21 protein-coding genes are annotated in these 22452 nt (G+C 62.6%); 10 read left to right on the plus strand and 11 right to left on the minus strand.

Translation table 11 applies throughout. From position 1 onward, the window contains the following. The 8 genes from ACO06F_RS13830 to ACO06F_RS13865 form a co-directional block, all read right to left on the minus strand. Nucleotides 1–1059: an NAD(P)H-dependent glycerol-3-phosphate dehydrogenase gene (locus ACO06F_RS13830; protein WP_421693334.1), complete on the minus strand. Its 1059-nt coding sequence runs from the start codon at nucleotides 1057–1059 to the stop codon at nucleotides 1–3. Further along, entirely contained in the window at nucleotides 1056–2111 is a 1056-nt protein-coding gene (locus tag ACO06F_RS13835) for an ABC transporter ATP-binding protein (RefSeq protein WP_421693335.1), read from the minus strand. Before ACO06F_RS13835 ends, ACO06F_RS13830 begins: the two co-directional genes overlap by 4 nt. Before the next feature lie 13 nt (nucleotides 2112–2124). Next, nucleotides 2125–3444, minus strand: a complete 1320-nt coding sequence (locus tag ACO06F_RS13840) for an iron-containing alcohol dehydrogenase (RefSeq protein WP_421693336.1) — start codon at nucleotides 3442–3444, stop codon at nucleotides 2125–2127. Continuing rightward, entirely contained in the window at nucleotides 3445–4968 is a 1524-nt protein-coding gene (locus tag ACO06F_RS13845; protein ID WP_421693337.1) for a xylulokinase, read from the minus strand. 69 nt (nucleotides 4969–5037) lie between these two features. After that, nucleotides 5038–6558: an ABC transporter substrate-binding protein gene (locus ACO06F_RS13850; RefSeq protein ID WP_421693338.1), complete on the minus strand. Its 1521-nt coding sequence runs from the start codon at nucleotides 6556–6558 to the stop codon at nucleotides 5038–5040. A 45-nt stretch (nucleotides 6559–6603) separates the two neighbouring features. Further along, nucleotides 6604–7512, minus strand: coding sequence for a carbohydrate ABC transporter permease (locus ACO06F_RS13855; protein WP_421693339.1), 909 nt, complete (start codon nucleotides 7510–7512; stop codon nucleotides 6604–6606). Next, nucleotides 7512–8450, minus strand: coding sequence for a carbohydrate ABC transporter permease (locus ACO06F_RS13860; RefSeq protein WP_421693340.1), 939 nt, complete (start codon nucleotides 8448–8450; stop codon nucleotides 7512–7514). Before ACO06F_RS13860 ends, ACO06F_RS13855 begins: the two co-directional genes overlap by 1 nt. 172 nt (nucleotides 8451–8622) lie before the next feature. Next, a complete protein-coding gene (locus tag ACO06F_RS13865) occupies nucleotides 8623–9357 on the minus strand; it encodes a class II aldolase/adducin family protein (protein ID WP_421693341.1) in 735 nt (244 codons plus the stop codon). Between the two features lie 134 nt (nucleotides 9358–9491). Here ACO06F_RS13865 and ACO06F_RS13870 point away from each other — a divergent pair, with 134 nt between their 5' ends. The 4 genes from ACO06F_RS13870 to ACO06F_RS13885 all read left to right on the plus strand — a co-directional run bounded on the left by ACO06F_RS13870 (nucleotide 9492) and on the right by ACO06F_RS13885 (nucleotide 12978). Beyond that, the gene (locus ACO06F_RS13870; protein ID WP_421693342.1) at nucleotides 9492–10895 is read left to right on the plus strand and encodes an FGGY-family carbohydrate kinase; all 1404 of its coding nucleotides are present in this window, start codon (nucleotides 9492–9494) and stop codon (nucleotides 10893–10895) included. A gap of 123 nt (nucleotides 10896–11018) precedes the next feature. Then, nucleotides 11019–12029 carry a lysozyme inhibitor LprI family protein gene (locus tag ACO06F_RS13875; protein ID WP_421693343.1) on the plus strand — a complete coding sequence of 337 codons (1011 nt, stop codon included), beginning with the start codon at nucleotides 11019–11021 and terminating at the stop codon, nucleotides 12027–12029. A 98-nt stretch (nucleotides 12030–12127) separates the two neighbouring features. Further along, complete coding sequence (locus ACO06F_RS13880; RefSeq protein WP_421693344.1) at nucleotides 12128–12538, plus strand: hypothetical protein; 411 nt, start codon at nucleotides 12128–12130, stop codon at nucleotides 12536–12538. Further along, entirely contained in the window at nucleotides 12535–12978 is a 444-nt protein-coding gene (locus ACO06F_RS13885) for a hypothetical protein (protein ID WP_421693345.1), read from the plus strand. The genes ACO06F_RS13880 and ACO06F_RS13885 overlap by 4 nt, the downstream gene beginning before the upstream one ends. Here ACO06F_RS13885 and ACO06F_RS13890 read toward each other — a convergent pair. Continuing rightward, nucleotides 12923–13528 (minus strand): GNAT family N-acetyltransferase, encoded by a 606-nt coding sequence (locus ACO06F_RS13890; RefSeq protein WP_421693346.1) that lies wholly within the window; start codon nucleotides 13526–13528, stop codon nucleotides 12923–12925. The genes ACO06F_RS13885 and ACO06F_RS13890 overlap by 56 nt on opposite strands. 223 nt (nucleotides 13529–13751) lie before the next feature. Between ACO06F_RS13890 and ACO06F_RS13895 the strand changes: the two genes are divergently transcribed. The 6 genes from ACO06F_RS13895 to ACO06F_RS13920 are packed head-to-tail and all read left to right on the plus strand — an operon-like array spanning nucleotide 13752 to nucleotide 19807. Further along, on the plus strand, nucleotides 13752–15251 hold the full coding sequence (locus tag ACO06F_RS13895; RefSeq protein WP_421693347.1) for a CoA-acylating methylmalonate-semialdehyde dehydrogenase: 1500 nt from the start codon (nucleotides 13752–13754) through the stop codon (nucleotides 15249–15251). A gap of 49 nt (nucleotides 15252–15300) precedes the next feature. Beyond that, on the plus strand, nucleotides 15301–15594 hold the full coding sequence (locus ACO06F_RS13900) for a hypothetical protein (protein WP_421693348.1): 294 nt from the start codon (nucleotides 15301–15303) through the stop codon (nucleotides 15592–15594). A 27-nt stretch (nucleotides 15595–15621) separates the two neighbouring features. Continuing rightward, nucleotides 15622–16239, plus strand: a complete 618-nt coding sequence (locus tag ACO06F_RS13905) for a GNAT family N-acetyltransferase (RefSeq protein ID WP_421693349.1) — start codon at nucleotides 15622–15624, stop codon at nucleotides 16237–16239. Nucleotides 16240–16250: 11 nt separating this feature from the next. After that, nucleotides 16251–17186 (plus strand): tyrosine recombinase XerC, encoded by a 936-nt coding sequence (locus ACO06F_RS13910; protein ID WP_421693350.1) that lies wholly within the window; start codon nucleotides 16251–16253, stop codon nucleotides 17184–17186. Between the two features lie 39 nt (nucleotides 17187–17225). Further along, the gene (locus ACO06F_RS13915; RefSeq protein WP_421693351.1) at nucleotides 17226–18554 is read left to right on the plus strand and encodes an NAD(P)/FAD-dependent oxidoreductase; all 1329 of its coding nucleotides are present in this window, start codon (nucleotides 17226–17228) and stop codon (nucleotides 18552–18554) included. A 26-nt stretch (nucleotides 18555–18580) separates the two neighbouring features. Then, nucleotides 18581–19807 carry a class I SAM-dependent methyltransferase gene (locus tag ACO06F_RS13920; RefSeq protein WP_421693352.1) on the plus strand — a complete coding sequence of 409 codons (1227 nt, stop codon included), beginning with the start codon at nucleotides 18581–18583 and terminating at the stop codon, nucleotides 19805–19807. Nucleotides 19808–19828: 21 nt separating this feature from the next. Here ACO06F_RS13920 and lpdA read toward each other — a convergent pair whose 3' ends face one another. Both lpdA and ACO06F_RS13930 read right to left on the minus strand, forming a co-directional pair. Next, a complete protein-coding gene (gene lpdA / locus ACO06F_RS13925; protein WP_421693353.1) occupies nucleotides 19829–21217 on the minus strand; it encodes a dihydrolipoyl dehydrogenase in 1389 nt (462 codons plus the stop codon). Nucleotides 21218–21233: 16 nt separating this feature from the next. After that, a complete protein-coding gene (locus ACO06F_RS13930) occupies nucleotides 21234–21980 on the minus strand; it encodes an SDR family oxidoreductase (RefSeq protein ID WP_421693354.1) in 747 nt (248 codons plus the stop codon). Nucleotides 21981–22452: the final 472 nt, after the last annotated feature.

The following is a 22452-nucleotide window of genomic DNA, read 5'->3' on the forward strand; positions in this document are numbered from 1 at the left end:
TCAGGTGTGCCGGTGGAAGGCGGACCAGGGAATGTTCAGCGCCTTGTCTGCCGTGAGCGCATCGAGGAGCGCTGAGGTGAGGGGAAGTGCTGCGGCATCAAGCTTGCCAGTGGCCATCATGGCGCGGAGTGTTGCAGCGACGGTGACGCCCAGCTCCGCACCTTCGATGGTGTCGCCCTTCATTGGGCCGGCTTTGGTCTCAGCATAAGTGAGGCCACGGCCGAGATTGTTGCCGAGGCGGGAATTGCGGCCAGCCTGGCAGGTTACATAGAGATCACCCGCACCCGGCATGCCCCAGACGCTCTCGGCCGTGCCGCCATGGGCGGTGACGAGGATCATCAGTTCACGGATGGCCTGATCGAAGATGATGGCGGCGGCGTTGTGATTGAAGGCGCGGTTTTCCGTGGGCGCCATCTTCTCGAGATGGCCCGCGGCCCAGCCTACGCCGATCGCGAAGAAATTCTTGAAGGCGGCGCAGATTTCAACGCCGATCAGATCGGGGGAGACGCGCGGGTGATAGTAGTCATGCTCCAGCATGGCGCAGAGCCTGGTGGCGAAGCTCACATCATGCGCGGTGATGACGGTGCCGGTGTGGCGCCTGACCGCAAGCTCGCCCGCGATGCAGGGGCCGCCGATGGCCGCGATCTGTAGCGCGATGCCGGTGCGGCGCTTCACTTCCGCTGCCACGCGGTCCGGCAGGGCGGTGAGGCGGTCTTCCTCCGGATGCATGCCCTTGGTGATCATGACGGCGGGCACGGGGCCCTTCAGGGTTTCGCACAGCCGGTCGATGGCCCAGCTGACGCCTGCGGAGCTGATGCCGAGGATCAGGAGATCGGTGTCCGTGCCGAGGGCCTCGCCAAATTGATCATGCTGATAGGCCCTAACGCCATCGGGGAGCTTGACGTTGAGCTTCGGATGGCGGCCGGTGGCCTTGACGCTGTCAATGATCTCCACATCCAGATGGGTGCCGACGAGGCGCACGGCGTGGCCGCGGTCCGCCGCGGGCAAGCACATGGCGGAGCCCATGACGCCAGCGCCCAAGATGGTGATGGTGCTCACACCAGAGCCTTTCCGCCTTCGACGTCGAAGAGATGCACCTTGTCCAGGCGGGGCATCAGCTCGATCATCTGGTCACGGGTGAGGGAGAGGCGGTCTTGCGTGATGGCGCAGATTTCCTGGCCGCCCATATCGGCATAGATGTGCATTTCGGGGCCGGTGGGCTCCACCACCACGACTTTGGCGGGCGTGCCTTTGACGCCGACGGCCAGATGCTCCGGCCTGATGCCATAGACGACCTTCTGGCCGAGTTTTGCCTTGTGGACGGGCGGCAGCGGCAGCACGGTGCCTTCGCCCAGCAGCACGCCATCAGCCCGGACTTCGCCTTTGAGCAGGTTCATCGACGGTGAGCCGATGAATTCGGCGACGAAGAGGTTCGCCGGCTTGTCATAGACCTCCAGCGGCGAACCTTCCTGCTCGATATAGCCGTCACGCAGGATGACGATCTTGTCTGCCATGGTCATGGCTTCGATCTGGTCATGCGTCACGTAGACGGTCGTCGTCTTGAGGCGGTCGTGCAGCTCCTTGATTTCGGTACGCATCTGGACGCGCAGCTTGGCGTCAAGGTTCGACAGCGGCTCGTCAAACAGGAAGACGGCGGGGTTTCTGACAATGGCGCGGCCCATGGCGACGCGCTGGCGCTGGCCGCCCGAAAGCTCACGCGGGTAGCGGTCCAGATAGGGTTCGAGGTTCAGGATCTTGGCGGCCCATGCCACCTTCTCGTCAATCTCTGACTGCGGCTTCTTGGCGAGAAGCAGCGAGAAGCTCATGTTGTCGCGCACCTTCATGTGGGCGTAGAGCGCGTAGTTCTGGAACACCATGGCGATGTTCCTGTCCTTCGGGTGGACGTTGTTGACGCGCTTGCCCGCAATCTCGATATCGCCCGCGGTGACCGTCTCCAGCCCTGCGATCATGCGCAGCAGGGTGGACTTGCCGCAGCCGGAGGGCCCCAGCAACACGACGAAGGCGCCATCCTCGATTGTGAGGTTGATGCCGTGGACGACTTCCAGATTGCCGTAATTTTTTCTGACGTTCTTGACGGATACAGATGACATACGTTTACGGGTCCTATTGTTCGTCGCGGTCGAGGAATTCATCGAGGAGCCCTGCGTCATCCGCCAGATCCAGGAAGGACCAGCGGTTGCGGACGTCACGGGCATGTTTCATGGCATCGCGCCAGACCTTCCGGTCCAACCCCAGCTCCGTAGCGGTGGTGGGGCCGCCAGCGGATTTGAGGGTCGCTTCCATCTTGGCGGGGTCCATCAGCATGGGGCGAAGCTCTTCGCGAAGCTCGGGCCATAGTGCCCCAAGCTTGCGGTTGAAGGCTTCAGCGCCTGCGCGGTCGAAGGATTTCTTCTTGGCCTCGGCATAGCACATGCGGCCGATGTCCTCGCCATAGCGGGCGATAAATTCCTTCTCCTCGATATGGGTCGCCCGGATGAGGGGCGGGCGATCGAGCGAGAGGAGTTCGTGGTGGAGCCTGGCGATGGCGAGCGATGCAACGCCAACCTGCTGGCCGTGGGTCGAGCCCGGGTGCTTCTCGCCAGCGAACATGTCAATCCAGTGCGAGACCTGATGCTCGCCCATGGAGCCATGGTGCGAGACACCGGTGAAGCAGACGCCGAGGCCGCAGAGGGTGAGCACGCGGTGCAGATGGCCGTTGGCCGCAATGTCATGCGTGGCGAGCCCTGCCGCACTCTCGATCATGCGGGGCTCATCCTCCGCAATCAGCGTGTAAGGGACACTCGAATAGAAGGTGTCGAACAGGCGGTGCGAAGCCCACCATTCGACCTGGGCCGTGGGGCGGCAGAGCGAATCCCCCAGACCTGCCGCTGACAGCCAATGCGGGGCCGCAGCGGAGACCTTGAGATCGAGAAAGATGCCGCGCGGCGCATGGGCGGGAAGCGACGTCTTGTAGCCATTGGCAAGCGTCACCGAGGCGGTGGATGCGGCATAGCCATTCATCGAGGCCGCGGTGCCGAAGGTGGCGTATTTCCGGCCGTCCTTGAATGTCGCGTATTTGCAGGTATCCGACAATGCGCCGGAACCCACGGCAACGACGGCGTCAGCGTGGCGGGTTCTTTCCTGCACGAGGGCGATGGTTGGTTCATCGCAGTGGATGTTCGAAGGCAGGACCAGCTCTTCAACCATGCCGAGGCCCCGCAGATGCTTGGCGACGCGGCGGCCCATGGCCTCATGCGTGTTGGTATCGGAGACGACGGCCAGGCGTTTGCCCAGCTGCAAGGGGGCCAGCATGTCCGCCTCACCGCCGTCGAGGTCTTCCTCGATGCGGATCACCTCAAAGGGGACGGTTGCCGTTTTTCCGGTGGTGGGATCTTTCCATCGCCCGGCGACGACATCCCTGATCAGTTCATTCCAGTCAGTCATTTACTTTTCACTTGCGGCAAAGGAGACGAGTTTCTGGTTCCACTCGGCCAGCTTTGGCCAGAGCTCTGTGTAGATGGCGAGAAGTTCCTGATAGCGCTTCGACTGTTTCGTCCGTGGGCGGAAGGTTCTGGATGGCTTTCCGGACATGGCGGCTGAGGCCTGCGGCACTGTCTTGTACCAGCCCGCACCTTTGGCGGCGGCCATGGCAGCGCCCAGTGCGGATGCTTCGGCGGTTTCGAGGCGTTTCACATCCCGCGCGGAGGCATCCGCCAGGATCTGGCACCAGAGGTCCGAGCGGGAGCCACCGCCCACGGCGGCGAAATGGGTGATGGGGGTTGTGACGGCGGCGACCTGGTTTGTCATCATCGCCTGTTCAAGCGCAACACCCTCCAGCAGGGCGCGGTAGACATCGCCACGGCTGTGGTTTCCGGAAAGGCCGGCGATGACGCCACGGGCGCCCGAATCCCAATAGGGCGTCATGCAGCCTGACCAATAGGGCACGAGAACGAGGCCATGCGCGCCGATGGGAGAGGCCGAAGCTTCCTGTTCCAGTTCCCTGAAGATCGAAGGGTTCTTGGCAGGCGAGACGTTGAACAGGCGCTCCACCACCCAATTGACCAGGAAGGTGCCGGTGCGGATGGCGGTTTCGAAAGAGAAGCCTTCATCGCCCACCGCCATCATGGTGCGGAAGGCGCGGTCCGTTGCGTAAGACTTGCCGAAGCTTCCGGAGACCGCGGCCGTGCCGAGATTCACATAGGCGCGGCCTTCGAGGAAATTATTCGCACCCGTTCCGGCGCATTGGCCGTCGCCACCGCCGGCGATGACGGGCGTTCCGGCTTTGAGGCCCGTGAGCTTCGCCGCAGCGGCCGAGACTTCGCCCATGATTTCGCCGGGGCGGTGGAGCCTTGGCAATTGCGCGCGGGTGAGGCGGGCGGATTTCAGGATCGCGTCCGACCAGTCATAGGCTTCCACATCAAGGAGGCCCATGGGATCGGCGGAGGCGGTGGAGGTGGCCCAATGGCCGGTGAGGAAATGGGTGAGAACGCCGTGGACTTCCGCCGTCATCGCCGTCTTGGCCCAGAGCTTCGGCATGTTGTCCGACAGCCAGCGGCAGCGATAGAGGCAGGGGGTCACGTCAGCGGGTTTCCCTGAGATGCGGTGCACCTCATCTGCGCCAAGCTCCGCCACGATATCCTTCACCTGGGCATGGGCGCGCTCATCGAGCCAGAGCGTTCCGGGGCGCAGCGCCTTTCCCTTCGCATCGAACTGGGCGAAGCTTTCACGCTGGTTGGAAATGGCGATGGCGGCAACGCGGGATGAATCGATTTTCTTGGTGAGTTGCTTCAGGGCGCGGGCGAGAGCACCCGTCCAGTCATCCACCTCCTGCTCGAACCAGCCGGGCTTGGGGTTGGAGAGCGGCACCGGAGCGCGGCCTTCCGCGATAATGCGGCCGCGGGCGTCGAAGGCAATGGCCTTCGTGGCCGTGGTTGATGAATCGATGCCAATGACGAGATCGCCGCGCATGAAGAACAAAGCTTTTCTGTAAGATGAAAACGGAGGCAGCCATTCAAGGCCGCCTCCGCCATTGGCTTCTTAGAGACCGGCTTCGGTGACAGCGGCATCGATCGCCGCGGCGATCGTGTCCATGCACTTTTTCGGGTCGCCGCCGAAATCCTGGCCCGTGAGGAGCTTGCCGAGGTTGACGGGGATCTCGTTGTTCGAGAAGCCAGCCCACAGCGGCATATCAGGCTCGGAGGCCATGTCGTTGTCGATGATCCACTTGACCATTTCGAGATGGCGGGTCGTGCCGGGGCCGACCTTGGCCTTCTCGTTGACGCGCGGATCGGTGAAGGACGACAGGCGCATGGGCGCGAAGCCGCCGATCAGCGTGCAGCGCGTCATCACGTCCTTCGAGCAGGCCCACTGCATGAACAGCCAGGCTGCATCGACGTTCTTGGAGTACTTCGACAGGCCGAGGACCGAGCCGCCCTGGTGGGCGCGGTTCGGAACTTCGCCGAAGCCCACTTCGGACTTGGCGCGCAGCGGCTTGCCCGTGAAGGGCTTCGCCGGCATCCACAGGCCCTGGACCTTGGAGTCCGCCGCATCGAGGCCGGGGAAGAACTCATCCCAGGATTCGACGAGGGCGCACTGGCCGGCCGCCATCATCTGGAACTGGCCATCCCAGGTAGAGTTCAAGGACTCAGGCGGGGCGTTCTTGACCCACTCCTGGTACAGCGCGAGGCCGGCGACGCCAGCTTCGTCATTGCCCTTGAACTTCTTGTCGGCGCCGAAGATCGAGCCGCCGGCGTTCCACACCATCTGGGTCCAATCGCAGTTCAGCGAATAGTGACCCGACTTGGCCTGGAGACCCGTGCCATACATGCCATTGGCCTTCTCCGCTTCCGTGATCTTCTGGATCGCGGCGGTGAATTCCTCCTGCGTGGTGGGAACGGCGATGCCGTGCTTCTCGAGGATGTCCTTGCGGTACATCAGCATGAAGATCGGGATGTCGAAGGGAATGCCGACCATCTTGCCGTCATACATGGCGAGACCTTCGATGAGCGGCTTCGAGAAGTCATCCCAATCGAAGCCCGGCATGGCCAGGTTCGGCTTGTCCTTGTAGTACTGGGTGGGATCGATCGTGTCCTGCGCGAAGGTGGCGACCCAGGACTGATCGAGATAGTAGAGGTCATAGGTACCGAGCTGGCCCTGCACGTCCTGCGTGGCCTTGGCGAGCACCTGCTCAAGCGGCACGATTTCGACTTCGACTTCGATGCCCGTCGGATCCGTGAATTCCTTCTTGATCTTGTCAAGAACGACGGTCGGGGGCGTTGCTTCCGAAGTGTAGCGGATCTTGGTGCCCTTGAAGGGCGAGCCCACATCCTTCAGCCACTGGGTGATCGAGGCATCCTGCGCCATGGCTTCCGTGCCGATGAGGCCCAGATTGCCGCGGAAGCCGCGGCTGCCGCCCAGGAGGCCGGCCGAGAAGGCGGAGAAGCCCACGCCGGCCATGGCCATCTTCTTCATGAAGTCGCGCTTGGAGATGCGGCGGGCCGCAAATTCACGCGCGGTGTCGGCGATAAAGCTTTTCTTATCGTGGTCTTTGAAGCTCATAGAAATCCTCCCATGGGTTTGAGCTTAGGTTCTCGCGCGCGGGCCTCACTCTTTCAGGGAGCCAAGGGTCAGGCCGCGCACCAGATTCTTTTGAACGAGCAGGATGAAGATGAAACTCGGGATGATCGCCGCGGTGCCGAGCGCTGCGATGAAGCCCCATTCATTGCCCGTGGATGTGACGAAGGTCTGGATCTTGACGGGTACCGTGCGGATCTCGGTGGTCAAGAACAGCGACAGCAGGAATTCCGTCCAGGAAAAGATGAAGACGAGAACGGCAGACGCCGCGATGCCGCCCTTGACCATGGGCAGCACCACCTTGCGGAAGGTCTGGAACCGTGTCGCGCCATCGATCATCGCGGCTTCGTCCACGTCCTTCGGCACATCATCGAGGAAGGACTTCATGAGGAGCACCGCGATCGGCAGGTTCATCAGCGCGTAGATCATCATGAGGCCCAGATAGCCCATGTAGAGATTGTCCGTGTCGCGGAGGCCCGCCGTCTTGTAGATGGTGACGAGCGGCACGAGAATGGCGATGGGCGGCATGAAGCGCTGGCCCAGAACCCAGTTGAGGTAGCCATTGCGGCCGCGGAACACCATGCGCGAAATGGCATAGGCGGCGAAGACCGCCACACTCATGGTCACCACCGTGGCGCCGAGCGAGACGATCACCGACTGCATGATGGAGACGCGCGAGTCGTAAGCCTCGGCGCCACCCACGCCCATGCCGATGCCCTGGTCGATCGCCAGCTGCGAGCGCGACTGCCCGAACAGGGTCACGCCATAATTGATGAAGGTCGGCACGAAATCGAAGAAGTTCACCCGGTCCTTGTCGAACACGGCCGAGATCGGCTTGATCGAGGTCAGCGCCCACCAGAAGATGGGGAACATGAAGAGGCCCGTCACCAGCACGGCGGCGACGTCACGCAGGAACTGGAGGGGGCGTGAGGTTTCCATCAGAGCTTGACCTTGAAGACGGTCATGAAGGTGGACGAGACCACGATGACGATGATGAGCGTGAGCAAGGCAACAGTCGAGGCATAGGGAAAATCGGCATTGCCGAAATAAATGCGGCCTGCATAGGAGGTGAGTGTTTCGGTGGCCGTGCCGGGGCCTGAATCGGTCATCACCTTCACATAATCAAAGGCGCGGAAGAGATCGATTCCGCGGATCAGAACGGCAATGGCGATAACTTTCGACATCATCGGGAGCGTGAGCTTGAAGAAGGCCTGCGTGGCCGTGGCGCCATCGATTGCCGCGGCTTCGAAGGGCTCTTTCGGCAGCGAGCGCAATCCCGCCAGCATGATGAGCACCATGAAGGGCGTCCACTGCCAGATCTCCGCCAGCAGCACACCCGCGAGTGCGGTGTTGGCGCTGCCGAGGATCGAATAGCCCGTGGGAAGCAGGCCCAGCGCGATGATGCCGCGGCTCAGGACGCCGAAGGAGCCGTTCAGCATCAGCAGAAACATCATGCCGGTGACGGCGGGCGGGATCACGAGCGGCAAGGTCATCATGGCGCGGAGCACGCCATAGCCCTTCCGGTCCTGGTCGAGGAGGAGGGCGATCAGCATGCCGAGCGTCAGCTGGAAGACGAGGGCGACGCCCGTATAGATGAAGGTGTTGCCCACAGCGTTCCAGACGCGCTCGTCCCCTAAGATCTTCGTCCAGTTATGGGTGGGGTCGAAGATCATCTTCCGGGTGGCGGCGTTGCGCTTGTAGAGCGAGAGCGTGATGGCATAGATCAGCGGATAGATGCCGAAGATGATCATCAGCGCCGCGGCGGGAAACAGCCAGGGAAACGGGTGCTCGGAGGAAATCCAGCGCGAGAACCACGGGCGGCGGTCCGCCGGGTCTTCGGCCTCAACAGAGGCAAGGCTGGCGGCACGTGCAGGCATAGACACGATCTCCCATGACCCGGCGTTGCGGGTGAATTGCATTTGTTATTTTGAGATTGCAAAAGTGCAGGGGAAATGCGCGCAAGTCAACTGCGCGCGTCAGACTTCGAAAAATTTTGCAGCGCAAACAGTATGTTGCGCTGCAGCAGAACCGTGACGGACGATTGAGAACTCAGGCTTTCTTGCGCGCTGCCCTGACCTTGCCCAGGTCGCGGCGGACGAGGCCGATCACCGATTCCGCATCGCCCTTCTTCAACTCACCCGGCTGCTTGCCATAGGTCTTGAAGCGGGCGAGGACGGTCGACATTTCCTTGTCGGTGAGGATCACGGGCTTTCCGGCCTGGAGCGCCGCCCAATATTGATGGCAGAGCGTTTCCACTTCGCCCGCCCGCCACAGGGCCTTGGCGAGGTCCGGCCCGAAGACGATCTGGCCGTGGTTGGCAAGGAGGCAGGCCTGGCGGTCCTTCATGGCGGCAAGCATTACCTTGGAGAGTTCGGGCGTGCCGTATTCGGCATATTTGGCGCAGCGCAGCGTGGTGCCGCCGGCGATGCCGATCATGTAGTGGAAGGGGGGAATGTCCTTCCTGAGACAGGACAGTGCGGTGGCATAGATCGAGTGGGTATGGACGACAGCGCCGGCTTCGGGCCTGTTCTTGAAGATATCGAGATGCATGCGCCATTCGGTCGACGGCAGATATTCGCCGACGTAGCCGCCGCCCAGATCCATCTCGACCACATGCTCGGGCTTCATCTTGTGATAGGGAATGCCGGAGGCCGTCATCAGGAAGCCTTCGGGCGTTCTGACACTCACATTGCCAGAAGTGCCCTGGTTGATGCCCTCCTCATTCATCTTGAGGCAGGTGTCGATCACTGCTTCACGCAGATCGAGATATTTCAGCTTCGCCATGTCCGGTCCTGTCCATAAGTTGATGTCCGGCGCGGGCTATAGACCTCTCCACACTCATCATACAAGTGTGCATGATGATTGACGCCCATGCAGCGAATGCGAGAGAGTGCCGCAAAAGAATAGGAAAGAATGGCATGCGGGAGACGTCACTGCGCGGCATCGCGGTTGTCGATGTGGGTTATACCAACACCAAAATCGCCCTGTTTTCAACGGCAGGCGAGATGCTGGCGGAGCGCAAGGCCATGAGCCGCCACGTGCCCGGACCGCCCTATCCGTCGATTGATCCCGAGCCGATGGTGGCGCTGTGCCGGACAGCCTTGCCCGAGCTCGATCAGATTCGTCCCATCGATCTCATCATGCCGTGTGCCCATGGTGCGGCCATGGCGTGCCTCGATGAGGAAGGCCAGCTGGCGCTGCCGGTGATGGACTACACGGCCGTGCCGCCGCCGGAGATCGTGGCGGATTATGAAAAGATCATGCCCAGCTTCGAGGAAGCGCTGTGCCCGCTGCTGCCCATCGCGCTCACCCACGGGCTGCAGCTTTACTGGCAACAGCGCATGTGGCCAGAAGACTTCGCCCGCGTGCGGACATTGCTGCCATGGATCCAGTATGTGGGCTTCCGCCTGAGCGGCGTTCCGGTGACGGAGATTTCCTCCATGTCCTGTCAGACGCATCTGATGGACACGCGTCGGCAGCAGCCATCTGCAATGGTGCGAGAGCTCGGATGGGACAAGATGTTTCCCCCGATGGCAAAGGCGTGGGAAGAAATCGGTACGCTCAAGCCCGAATTTGCCGGCGGCACATTCCGCGGCCGCGGCGCGGTGCTGGGCGGCGTTCATGACTCGACTGCCAATTTCATGCGCTATGTGTGCGCGGGCCTCGACCGCTTTACCCTGGTCTCCACCGGCACATGGAGCATCAGCTTCGATCCCTCGGCATCGGTCGACGTGCTGGACCCCGCGCGGGACACCAACACCAACACGGATGTGCTGGGCCGCACCGTGTGCTGCAGCCGCTTCTTCGGCGGCAAGGAGTTCGAGGCGGTCTCCGGTGGTGCTGCGGCCGAAGCGGCCACGCTGCCCTGCGTGGCGGAGCTTGTGCGGCGGGGGAGCCTTGCGGTTCCTTCCTTCACGATGACGAGCGGACCGGTGCCCGATTCCCTCGGCAAGGGATATGTGAAGGGGCCCGCTGCTTCTACCGAGGAAGAGAAGTCCTCGCTGGCCGCACTCTATTGTGCGCTGATGGTATCCGAACAGCTCGATGCGATTGCCTCCCGGGATGAGATCATCGTGGATGGTCCGTTCTCGCAGAACAAGGTGCTGCTTGCCATTCTGGCGCAGCTGAGGCCCGGCCAGGCTGTGAAGGCATCTGCCTTGCGCGACGGCACAACGGCAGGAGCCGCGGCGCTGGCGCAGATTGAGGGCGGCAAACTTCCCGCCATCGGGCTGAAACTCGCCGAGGTGCAGCCATCCGCAATCGACGGGCTCAGTGCTTATCAGGCGGAGTGGACAGCGCTGGCTTATGATGCTGGCCGGTGATTGAACAGGGTCGAAGTCATCAGGACTCGAGGATAGAGGCCCTCATCCGCCCTTCGGGCACCTTCTCCCATTGCTTTGCAACGGGAGAAGGGGAAGAGTGGCTATGATTGAGAGGGAAATCGGATGTATGCTTTTGTTCCTGGGCCTCGGCGATGGAGACGGCCTCTTCTTCTGACGGCGCTCATCGCCTTCCTTCCGTTCTCCGCCCCGGCGCTTGCCTTTGATTGCGGCAAGGCGGCGACGGATGTCGAGAAAGCTATTTGTGCAACCCCGGCGCTAAAGCAGCTCGATGATGAATTGGCGGCGGCCTATGCAGCGGTGAAGGCGGCGTCTGGTCCGGACGCGCAGAAGATGCTGGCGCGCTCCCAGAAGCGGTGGATTTCAGAGCGTGAGTATTGCAGCGGCGATGACCAGGGCATTGTGCCGTGCGTGACGCAGAAGACGCGGGCGCGGCTGAGCCTTCTGCTCGGCACGCCCGAAAGCGGGCCGGGGACGGCGGAAAAGCTCGTGCCGGTTTTCCTGGTGCAGGAGGGCAGTGAGAAGCAGTGGGACATCGACATCTCGGCCTTCCGCTTCGGCACGCCGCGGACGCCGGGTGAGAAGCGGTTCAACGCGCTGGTGGACAAGATTCTGCACAAGGCGAAGCTCGGGCCCCATGGCGAAGACACCAATGGAATGACCTATGCGCTCGAAGACCAGCTGAGCCTCACCTATGCCTCTCCGCTGCTGATCTCGGCGCAGGATGATTTCTACGTCAATGAAGGCGGCGCCCACGGCAATTACGGCACCAGCAACATCAACATCGACCTGAAGACGGGACGGACCATCACCATCAAGGATGTGGTGGATGAGAAGGGCGCTGGCGTTCTCACCTCCTGGTGCAAGACGCAGATCGATGCCGAGAAGAAGAAGCGGGTTCCGGACTCGATCGATGTTCCCTATGACCAGGCAACACGCGATGCGGCCATTGCCCAGACGGTGCGGGACGTCACCAGCTGGAGCATTGGCGCCACCGAGATCACCGTGAGCTTTGACCCCTATGCGGTGGGTGCCTATGCCGAAGGCGCCTACAGCTGCGCGCTGCCCACCAAAGGCGTGAAGGCACTGGCCCTTGCGGGCGCGCCGCTTCCCTGAGCGGTTAAAAACCCGCAAGCCACGCACAAGGGGCGTTAACCATCTCGCAAAGCCTGGCGCGCATGCTGTGGCCATCGTTTGTCGTGTGAGGTGTTTCCATGCTGGCCGATGCTGCCGTTTCGCCGTGCTTCACGCTCGTTTGTGCGGGCTACCGTTCCGCCGCGAGCCATGCCGGGGCCTCTGCCGCCGCCGGCCGTCTGGCCTTCACCATCGGCTCGCAGCTGGTGGCGGAGCTTGACGATGCCGACCTGACCGAAAGCTGGCAGGCGACGGAAGAGCTCTCAACCGATGAAGCCGCGGAGATGAGCGAGCAGGCCGCGCTGAACCTGATCGAGCTGCTGGAAGACGGGCTTCCGGCATCGGACATTTCCGAAGCGGTGACCGATGCCGCAGTGGTGTTTCTGCTCGCCATGAAGCGCCACGGGATTTCGGATCCGAAGCGGATTCCCGCCTGCACGGTCATGTGGAACTTGCAGTCCGGGCGGGAGCATGTTTCGCTCGGGTCATGAAAAAACGTTCTGCTGGCAAGACCCCGCCGGTTTCTGCCGAAGCTTATGGCCGCAGCCTGCGCGGGATCGGGTTCAACCTGCTCGTGACGGATGTGCCGCGCGCCGTAACCTTCGCCACCGAGGTTCTGGGCGCCACCAGCTTTTATGACGATGAGGATTTCGCGGCGCTGCGCTTCAACGGCGCCGACTTCATGTTCCATGCCGACCACAGCTATGGAGACCATCCGCTGTCCGGCATTGTGGCAGGCCTCGAGGCCCGGGGAGCAGGGGTGGAGCTCCGGCTTTACGGCTGCGACCCCGATGTGGCGGAAGCCAGGGCCCGGGACATGGGTTTCACGGTTCTGTCAGGCAGCCTCGACAAGCCGCATGGCTTGCGCGAATGCGTTATCCTCGATGATGACGGCTACGCCTGGGTTCCCGCCGTGGCGACCCCCGGTTAGCTGACCAATCCAGCACGGCGGTGACGAAATCCGTGGTGTCGTGCATCACCTCATCCAGAAGGGACAAGGCGGTGGGCCGTTCGGTTTCGATCTCGCCCAGGGCTTCGCCATGGTCGATGTGGAAATGGGCGCCGAATTTCTCGCCCAGCCGCTGCATCGGCTGATTTTCACGCGCGCAGATCATGTGAAGCTGCTGAATGCCGCGGTTCTGGGCCGTGGTGATGATGCGGTCCATCAGGGCCGACCCCAGGCCATTGTGGCGGTGGGCCTGTTCCACCACGAAGGCGGCTTCCGCAATCTCATCGCCCACGGCATGGAGCGAGCGCAGTTCGGCGGAGGCAAACATGTCAGGCCCCAGGAAGGCGCCATAGATCACTGTTCCAATGCGGCGGGCCGTATCGGCATAGGCATTCAGGAAATTGTCGTTCACCGGCGTTCCAAAGCGGAATTGCCGCGTTTCCGGGTCCAGCCGGAGCAGATGGCGGCGAAAGGCCTCCGTCTCCAGCGGCCAGAGCTTGCGGATGCGATATTGCGGCAGACGGGCGTTCATCGGTGTCTTTCTTCGGCCCCTTTAATTTCGGCGCGCGAAATTAAGATTATGTTGCAGTGCGGCAAATTCCAATGGATTCGGCATGCGCTGTGTGCATGGCTTTGTCCCATGGACCGGATGGAACGATCCGGCTGGCGTCACAGCCTCTGCGGCGCTGACCCTTGCCGGGGTGGTGCCGGGCTTCTAGGTTCTCCGCCCACACAAAGCTTAGAGGGCAGCCCACATGGTCAAGGACATCGGACATTTCATCGGCGGCAAGCACGTCAAGGGCGAGTCCGGCCGTTTCGCCGATATCTACAATCCCAACACCGGCGAAGTGTCATCCCGGGTGGCGCTCGCATCTGCTGCCGAGATGCGGGCAGCGGTCGAGAATGCCAAGGCCGCGCAAGTGGAATGGGGTGCGAAGAACCCCCAAGTGCGGGCGCGCGTGATGATGCGCTTCCTTGAACTGGCCCGCACCCATGCGGAAGAGCTCGCAACACTCATTTCCATGGAGCATGGCAAGACCATTCCCGATGCGCTGGGTGACCTGCAGCGCGGCGTTGAGGTCGTCGAATTCGCCTGCGGAATTCCGCATCTTCTGAAGGGCGAATATACGGACGGCGCAGGACCTGGGATCGACATGTATTCGATGCGCCAGCCTTTAGGGGTTGCCGCCGGAATAACCCCCTTCAATTTTCCGGCGATGATCCCCCTGTGGAAGGCCGCCCCCGCCATTGCCTGCGGCAATGCCTTCATCCTCAAGCCTTCGGAGCGGGACCCGTCCTGCCCGATGCGGCTGGCTGAGCTGTTCTTCGAGGCCGGGCTTCCGGCGGGCATTCTCAACGTCGTCAATGGCGACAAGGGCGCTGTTGATGCGATCCTGGATGATCCGGACATTGCGGCCGTGGGCTTCGTGGGCTCCACCCCCATTGCACAATATGTCTATGGCCGGGCCACCAACAACGGCAAGCGCGCGCAATGCTTCGGGGGCGCCAAGAACCATATGCTGATCATGCCGGATGCCGACATGGACAAGGCCGTGGATGCGCTGATCGGTGCGGGCTATGGCTCCGCGGGTGAGCGCTGCATGGCAATTTCAGTGGCCGTGCCGGTGGGCGAGGCAACGGCGGATGCGCTGATCGAAAAGCTGGTGCCGCGTGTCGAAAAGCTGAAAGTGGGGCTTTCCACCGACCGCGAGGCGGATTACGGGCCGCTCGTTACCGCCCAAGCGCTGGAGCGCGTGGTGGGTTACATCGATCAGGGTGTCAAGGAAGGTGCAACCCTCAAAGTCGATGGCCGCGGCTTCAAGATGCAGGGCTATGAAAATGGCTTCTTTCTGGGCGGCACGCTGTTCGACAATGTGACGAAAGACATGCGGATCTACAAGGAAGAGATCTTCGGCCCCGTGCTGTCCGTCGTCCGCGCCAAGACCTATGACGAAGGCCTGAAGCTGGTGAACGACCATGAATATGGCAATGGCACCGCCATCTTCACGCGCGACGGCGATACGGCGCGGGATTTTGCCTCCCGCTGCCAGATCGGCATGGTGGGCATCAATGTGCCGATCCCCGTGCCGCTCGCCTACCACACGTTCGGGGGCTGGAAGCGCTCCGCCTTCGGCGATCTGAACCAGCATGGGCCGGATTCGATCCGCTTCTACACCAAGACCAAGACGGTGACGGCGCGCTGGCCATCGGGCATCAAGGAAGGTGCGCAATTCTCGATCCCCACCATGCGATGAACGGCTGCCGTTTGCCGGAACATCCGCATTGCGGGCCGGTTCTATGGAGATGAAACATTCCGCATTCGACATGAGCGTCTCCGCCGCCGAGATCATCGCGCGGCGGATTCCCATCATGTGGTGGGGAATGGTTTCGCCCACGGCCTCCTCCCAGGCCGAGATGACCAAGATGGTGGTCGAAAAGCAGATGGCCTTCGCGGAGACCTGCCTTGCCATGCAGCAGGAAATGTTTCTGATGATGACGTTGCCGTGGAGCCCTGCCGCCCCCGAGCGCATGATGCAGGCGGTGCTGGCGCCTGCGGCCCGGCGCGTCAAAGCCAATGTGCGGCGGTTGCGGCGCTGAAGCAGGGCCGCTACATATCGCATCATCATGATACATAAGCCGCCGCTGACCCCCGGTTACCACCCGCTGCCCGAGGGCTATCTCGCCAATGTCGTCACCTGCCTCGAGATGAAGGAGCGGCCCGTGCTGCGGCCGACGCCGGATGTGGCGGGGCTCGCCCTCGAACGGCTGGGCGCACAGGATACGGCGCGCTTCCGCGATCTGTTCCGTGCCGTGGGTGAGGATCTCATGTGGTTCTCGCGGCTGCTGCTGGCGGAAGAGGCACTTTCCGGCATCATCGGCCACCCCAAGGTCCAGTGCCTGGCACTCGTGCAGGATGGTAGGGATATCGGCCTTCTCGAGCTCGATTTTCGCGAGGAGAAGACCTGCGAGCTCTCGTTCTTCGGGGTTGTTCCTTCCGCCGTTGGCGGCGGGGCCGGGCGGTTTCTGATGAATGAGGCGCTGACCCGGGCCTGGGCACAGCCCATCTCCCGGCTCTGGGTGCACACCTGCAGCTTTGACCATCCAAAGGCCATTGCCTTCTATCAGCGCTCAGGGTTCAAGCCCTATCAGATCATGGTGGAGGTGCACCCCGATCCGCGCCTCACCGGGCATATGGCTGAACATGGGAGTCCGCAGGTACCTCTGTTAAGGAAAGCCCGCTAGGCTCTTTCCCCATGTCAGATTTCGCCACCAGCCTCGCTCCTGATGCCGCACAGGCCGCACAGGCGTGGCTGAAGGCCTTGAAGACCGAGCGGCGCATGGCCGAGAAGACGCTCGAAGCCTATGCGCGGGACCTGGGGCAGTTCGCAGGTTTTCTGTCCGGTCACCTGGGCGGTGCGCCGGGCAACAGGGAGCTCGCTGACCTCACGGTCTCCGATGTGCGGGCCTTCCTGGCGCGGCGGCGTGTGCAGGGGGCTGAAAGCCGCACGCTGGCCCGCCAGCTCTCGAGCCTCCGCTCCTTCTTCCGCTACGCCGAACGGCGCGGGCTGTTCCGCAATGCGGCACTTTCGGCCATCCGCTCGCCCAAGCTGCCGCATGGCGTGCCGAAGCCATTGTCGCCTGAAAAGGCCACAGCCCTTTCCAAGGCCGATACGCTGGCGGGCGATGAGACGCCGCCCTGGGTCCTGGCGCGGGATGCCGCGGTGCTGACCTTGCTCTATGGCTGCGGCCTGCGCATTTCGGAGGCGCTGTCCCTTTCCCGGGCACAGGCGGAGCAGCCGGTCCTCTCCATCACCGGCAAGGGCAACAAGACGCGAATCGTGCCGCTCCTCCCCGCAGCGCGCGATGCGATCACACGCTATCTGGCGCTCTGCCCCTTTGCACTTTCGCCACGTGAGGTGATGTTCCGCGGGCAGAAGGGCGGACCCCTCAATGCGCGCAATATTCAGCTTCTGGTGGCGCGGCTCCGCGGTGCGCTGGGATTGGCCGAAACGGCAACACCTCACGCGCTGCGCCATTCCTTTGCCAGCCATCTCTTGGCCAATGGGGCGGATCTGCGCGTCATTCAGGAATTGCTGGGCCACGCCAGCCTCTCCACCACGCAAGTGTATACGGAGGTGAACCGCGCCCATCTCCTCACGCAGTATCGCAAGGCACATCCGCGCGCGTGAAGGTGGAGTTCCGGGTTCAGCCGGGCTAGACATTTGCGCATGCCGAAGATCAAGCATGTTGCCTCCGACACCGAGCTTCCCGCCAGCACCTCCGTCTGTGTGATCGGCGGCGGCGTTGCGGGTGTTGCCACCGCACTGGAACTCGCCGAACGCGGGCTTGACGTGGTGCTGCTGGAGAAGGGCGAGATCGCCGCCGAACAGTCCAGCCGCAATTGGGGCTGGTGCCGCCAGATGGGCCGCGATCCCCGGGAAATTCCGCTGATCCAGGTGGCGATGGGCCTGTGGGACGGAATGAATGCCAGGGTCGAGAGCGACACTGGCTTCACCCGCTGCGGCATTCTCTACCTTTGCGAAACGGATGAGCAGCTGGCTGCGAAGAGCGATTGGTTCGAGAAGAATGCAAAGCCCGCCGGGCTTTCCACCCGCATGATCGGCGCGGCGGAGGCAAATGCGCTGCAGCCCGGCTGCACCAGGCCGTGGAAGGGCGCGCTCTATACGCCCGATGATGGGCGTGCCGAACCCTTCATCGCCGTGCCGCTGATGGCGGAGGCGCTGAGGCGCAAGGGCGGAAAGCTCTTCACCCAATGCGCGGTGCGCGGGCTCGAAACCTCCGCTGGGCGCGTCTCCGCCGTAGTGACCGAGCGCGGTGTCATTGCCTGCGATACGGTGGTGCTGGCGGGTGGCGCATGGTCACGCCGCTTCTGCCACAATCTCGGTATCGAACTTCCGCAGCTCACGGTGGTCAATTCGGTGATGCGCACGGAGGCGATCGACACCGGCCTCACGCGCACGTGCTCGGGCGGGCACTTCACCTTCAGGAAGCGCATGGATGGCGGCTACACGATCAGCCACAATCATTATTCGGTCGCCGATATCGTGCCCGATTCCTTCCGCCTGTTCGGTGCCTTCCTGCCGGCGCTGATGCTGGACTGGAAGGGATTGAGGCTCCGGCTCGGCCAGCGCTTCATCGATGAGGCACGCCTCAAGCGCCGGTGGAAGCTGGATGAAATCTCCCCCTTCGAACAGGTGCGCATTCTCGATCCGGAGCCGGTCATGGACATTCTTGACGATGCCGAAAAGCATCTGAAGGAATATTATCCGGCGTTCGAACGCATGAAGATTGCCGAGCGCTGGGCAGGCTGCATCGACGCCATGCCGGATGCGGTGCCCATCATCTCCAAGGTGCCCGCACTCGAGGGCTTCCATTTGTGCACCGGATTTTCGGGCCATGGCTTCGGGCTCGGACCGGGGGCGGGCAAGCTGATGGCCGAAATCGTCACCGGGGAAAGACCTTGTGTTGATCCCTCGCCCTTCCGCTATACGCGCTTTTCCGACGGCACGAAGCCCCGGCCGACAACGGGGCTGTGACGTGAACTGATGGAGCGCCAGCACCGATGAAACTTCTCAATGCGATGCTGGACCGGTTGATCAGGACCGGCACGCTGGACGTGGTCGATGCGGAGGGACAGGTCCACCGCCATGCGGGAACGCCGGAGCCCTATGTCAGGGTCAGGCTGACGGATCCTGCGCTCTACATGTCCCTGGTGTGGGACCCTGACCTGAAGGCGGGTGAAGCCTATATGGATGGCTCGCTTGTCATCGAGCAGGGCACGCTGCGGGATTTCCTCACGCTGTTCGCCATCAACCGCGGTGTGTCCCGCAAGCTTCCGATCCAGAAGCCGATACGCCGGCTGGCGAAGCGGATGAAGGCGGCGTTCCAGCGCAATACGCTGCTCCAGTCCCGGCGCAATGTGGCGCATCACTATGATCTGTCAAATGAGCTCTACGCGCTCTTCCTGGACAGCGGCATGAATTATTCCTGCGCCTATTTCCGCTCACCCAGTGACACGCTAGAGGAAGCGCAGCGAAACAAGCTCCGCCACATTGCGGCGAAACTGGACATCAGGCCGGGGAACCGCATTCTCGACATCGGCTGCGGCTGGGGCGGCATGGCGATCTACCTGGCGCAGAACTTCGACGTGCACGTGACCGGCGTAACACTTTCCGTGGAGCAGCTCAGGCTGGCGCAGCAGCGCGCCGAAGAGCTGGGACTCGCACACAAGATCAGCTTCGAACTGAGGGACTATCGCGAGGTCGAAGGCACCTTCGACCGGATCACCTCCATCGGCATGTTCGAGCATGTGGGGATTTCCTATTTCCGCCCTTACTTCGATAAAATCCAGAGCCTGCTGGCGAAGGATGGCATAGCGCTCGTCCATGCCATCGGGCGGAAGGGCGGGCCCGGCACCACGGGGAAATGGCTGCGGAAATATATCTTCCCCGGCGGCTATTCGCCTGCGCTCTCTGAAACATTCGCGGCAATCGAGGCTTCGGGCCTGTGGGTGACAGATACCGAGATCTGGCGCCTGCACTATGCCGAAACGCTTCTTGCCTGGCATGAGCGCTTCGAACAGAACCGCGAGACGGCGGCAGCGCTGCTGGGCGAGCGTTTCTGCCGCATGTGGGAGTTTTACCTGATCAGCAGCGAGTTGAGCTTCCGCTACTTCAAGCACATGGTCTTCCAGATCCAGCTGGCGAAGAGCGTGGACACCGTGCCGCTGCAGCGCGATTACATGTTTGACGCGGAGCGGGCGCTGATCGCGAGCGAAGACGGCCGCTGAGGCCCACTCCGCCGCAGCAGGTCAGGAATGAATGGAGCGGCCCGCCACGGCCATGGCAGCTTCCTTTACGGCTTCGGACAAGGTCGGGTGCGCATGGCAGGTGCGGGCCAGGTCTTCCGCGGAGCCGCCGAATTCCATCAGCACCGCAGCCTCATGGATCAATTCGCCGGCCATGGGGCCGATGATGTGCACGCCCAGCACACGGTCCGTCTTGGCATCCGCCAGGATCTTCACGAAGCCGTCAGTCGTCTGGTTCGCCTTGGCGCGGCCATTGGCGAGGAAGAGGAACTTGCCCGCCTTGTAGTTCACGCCCTCGGCCTTGAGCTCTTCTTCGGTCTTGCCGACGGCAGCGACTTCAGGCGCGGTGTAGACCACGCCGGGGATGACGCCATAGTTCACATGGCCTGCCTGGCCTGCGAGGATTTCAGCCAGTGCCACGCCCTCATCTTCTGCCTTGTGGGCCAGCATGGGGCCGCGGATCACGTCTCCGATGGCATAGATGCCGGGGATGTTGGTGGCGAAGTGATCGTCAACCTCGACGCGGCCGCGATTGTCCAGCTTGACACCTGCCGCTTCGAGCCCAAGCCCCGCGGTGTAGGGAATGCGCCCGACGGCGACCAGCACCACATCCGCCGAGATGCTTTCCGGCGTGCCGCCTGCAGCGGGTTCAACGGTGAGCGTCACCTTGTCCTTGGCCTTCGCCGCAGCGGTGACCTTGGAAGACAGCCTGAAAGCGAAGCCCTGCTTCTGCAGGATGCGCTGGAAGCTCTTGGCGACCTCATTGTCCATGCCGGGCAGGATACGGTCCAGATATTCGATCACCGTCACCTTGGCGCCGAGGCGCGCATAGACCGAGCCCAACTCAAGGCCGATGACGCCGGCGCCGATGATGGCAAGCGTCGCCGGCACCTGCTTCAGCTCCAGCGCGCCGGTTGAGGAAACGATCTGCTGCTCGTCAATTTCGATGCCCTTGAGCCTGGCCACATCGGAACCCGTGGCGATGATGATCGACTTTGTATCGATCACCTCTGACCCAACCGAGACCTTGCCGGGGCCGGCGATGACGCCCGTGCCGCGGAACACTGTGATCTTGTTCTTCTTGAACAGGAAGTCGATGCCCTTGGTGTTTCCGTCAATCGCTTCCTGCTTGAAATTCAGCATCTGGGGAAAGTCGACGCTGGTTTCCGCCTTGATACCCATTTTGGCGAAGGCGTGCTTCGACTCGGCATAGAGTTCGGAGGCATGGAGCAGTGCCTTGGATGGGATGCAGCCGATGTTGAGGCAGGTGCCGCCATGGGTCGCGCGCTTCTCGACCACAGCCACCTTGAGCCCCAGCTGTGCCGCGCGAATGGCGCAGACATAGCCGCCGGGGCCGGTGCCGATGATGGTGACGTCAAACTGGTTCGCCATGGCTATTGTCCTGTTCTCAGCAGCGCCCGCCGGCCACGGGGATGATAGAGCCGGTGACATAGGAAGATTGATCCGAGCACAGCCAGAGGATGGCGTCCGCCACTTCCTCCGCCGTGCCTTCACGCTTCATCGGGATCGCATCGCGCATCATCTTGACGCGGCCGGGGATGCCGGAACTGTCATGGATCTCGGTATCGATGATGCCGGGGCGCACCGCATTGACGCGCACGCCTTCGGCGGCGACCTCGCGGCCGAGACCGATCGTCAGCACGTCGATCGCCCCCTTGCTGGCGCCGTACTCGACACCGAGTCCGGGGGCGCCGTGATAGGCGGCGGCAGAGGAGAGGTTGACGATGGCACCACCCTGGCCTCCATGCTTCGTCGACATGCGCTTCACGGCCTCGCGCGCGCAGAGGATGGAGCCGAACAGGTTGATATCCAGGATGCGGCGGATCCTCTCCGTGCTCATCTCGTCAAGGCGGTTCTGGTGGTCCATGACGCCGGCATTGTTGACGAGCACCTTAAGGGTTCCGAGCTTTTCGGCCGCAGTGAAGAGCGCGAGGATATCGGCTTCCTGCGACACGTCCCCCTTGATGGCCACGGCCTTGCCACCCTGTGCGGCGATGGCGGAGACGGTGTCCTTCGCGGCAGCTTCGTTTGCGGTGTAGTTGACAACGACGGTGTAACCAGCCGCAGCCAGTTTCAGCGCGCTGGCCCGGCCGATGCCGCGGCCTCCGCCGGTGACGATGGCGATGTTGGTCATGATTGGTTCCCGTTCCTTTTGTCCGTCACCCCAGCGCAGGCTGGGGTCCGGCTTTCGTTACCCAGTTTGACGCCAGAAGCGGGATGCCAGCCTTCGCTGGCATGACGGCAAGAGGGGGTAAGAAATTTAGGACCGTTCCCGATGGCGATGGTGGTCATGTGTGCGTCCCGTTCCTCTTATCCGTCACCCCAGCGAAGGCTGGGGTCCCGCTTTCGTTCCCCGTGTTGCCGCCAGAAGCGGGATGCCCGCCTTCGCCGGCATGACGGCAAGAGGGGGGTTCAACTCCCGGACCGTTCCCGATGGCGATGGTGGTCATGTGTGCATCCCGTTCCACTTGTCCGTCACCCCAGCGCAGGCTGGGGTCCCGCTTTTGTTCCCCGTGTTGCCGCCAGAAGCGGGATGCCCGCCTTCGCTGGCATGACGGCAAGAGGGGATAAGAAATTTAGGACCGTTCCCGATGGCGATGGTGGTC

Origin of the sequence: Aestuariivirga sp. (assembly GCF_965227715.1) — a bacterium.
GTDB lineage: Bacteria > Pseudomonadota > Alphaproteobacteria > Rhizobiales > Aestuariivirgaceae > Aestuariivirga.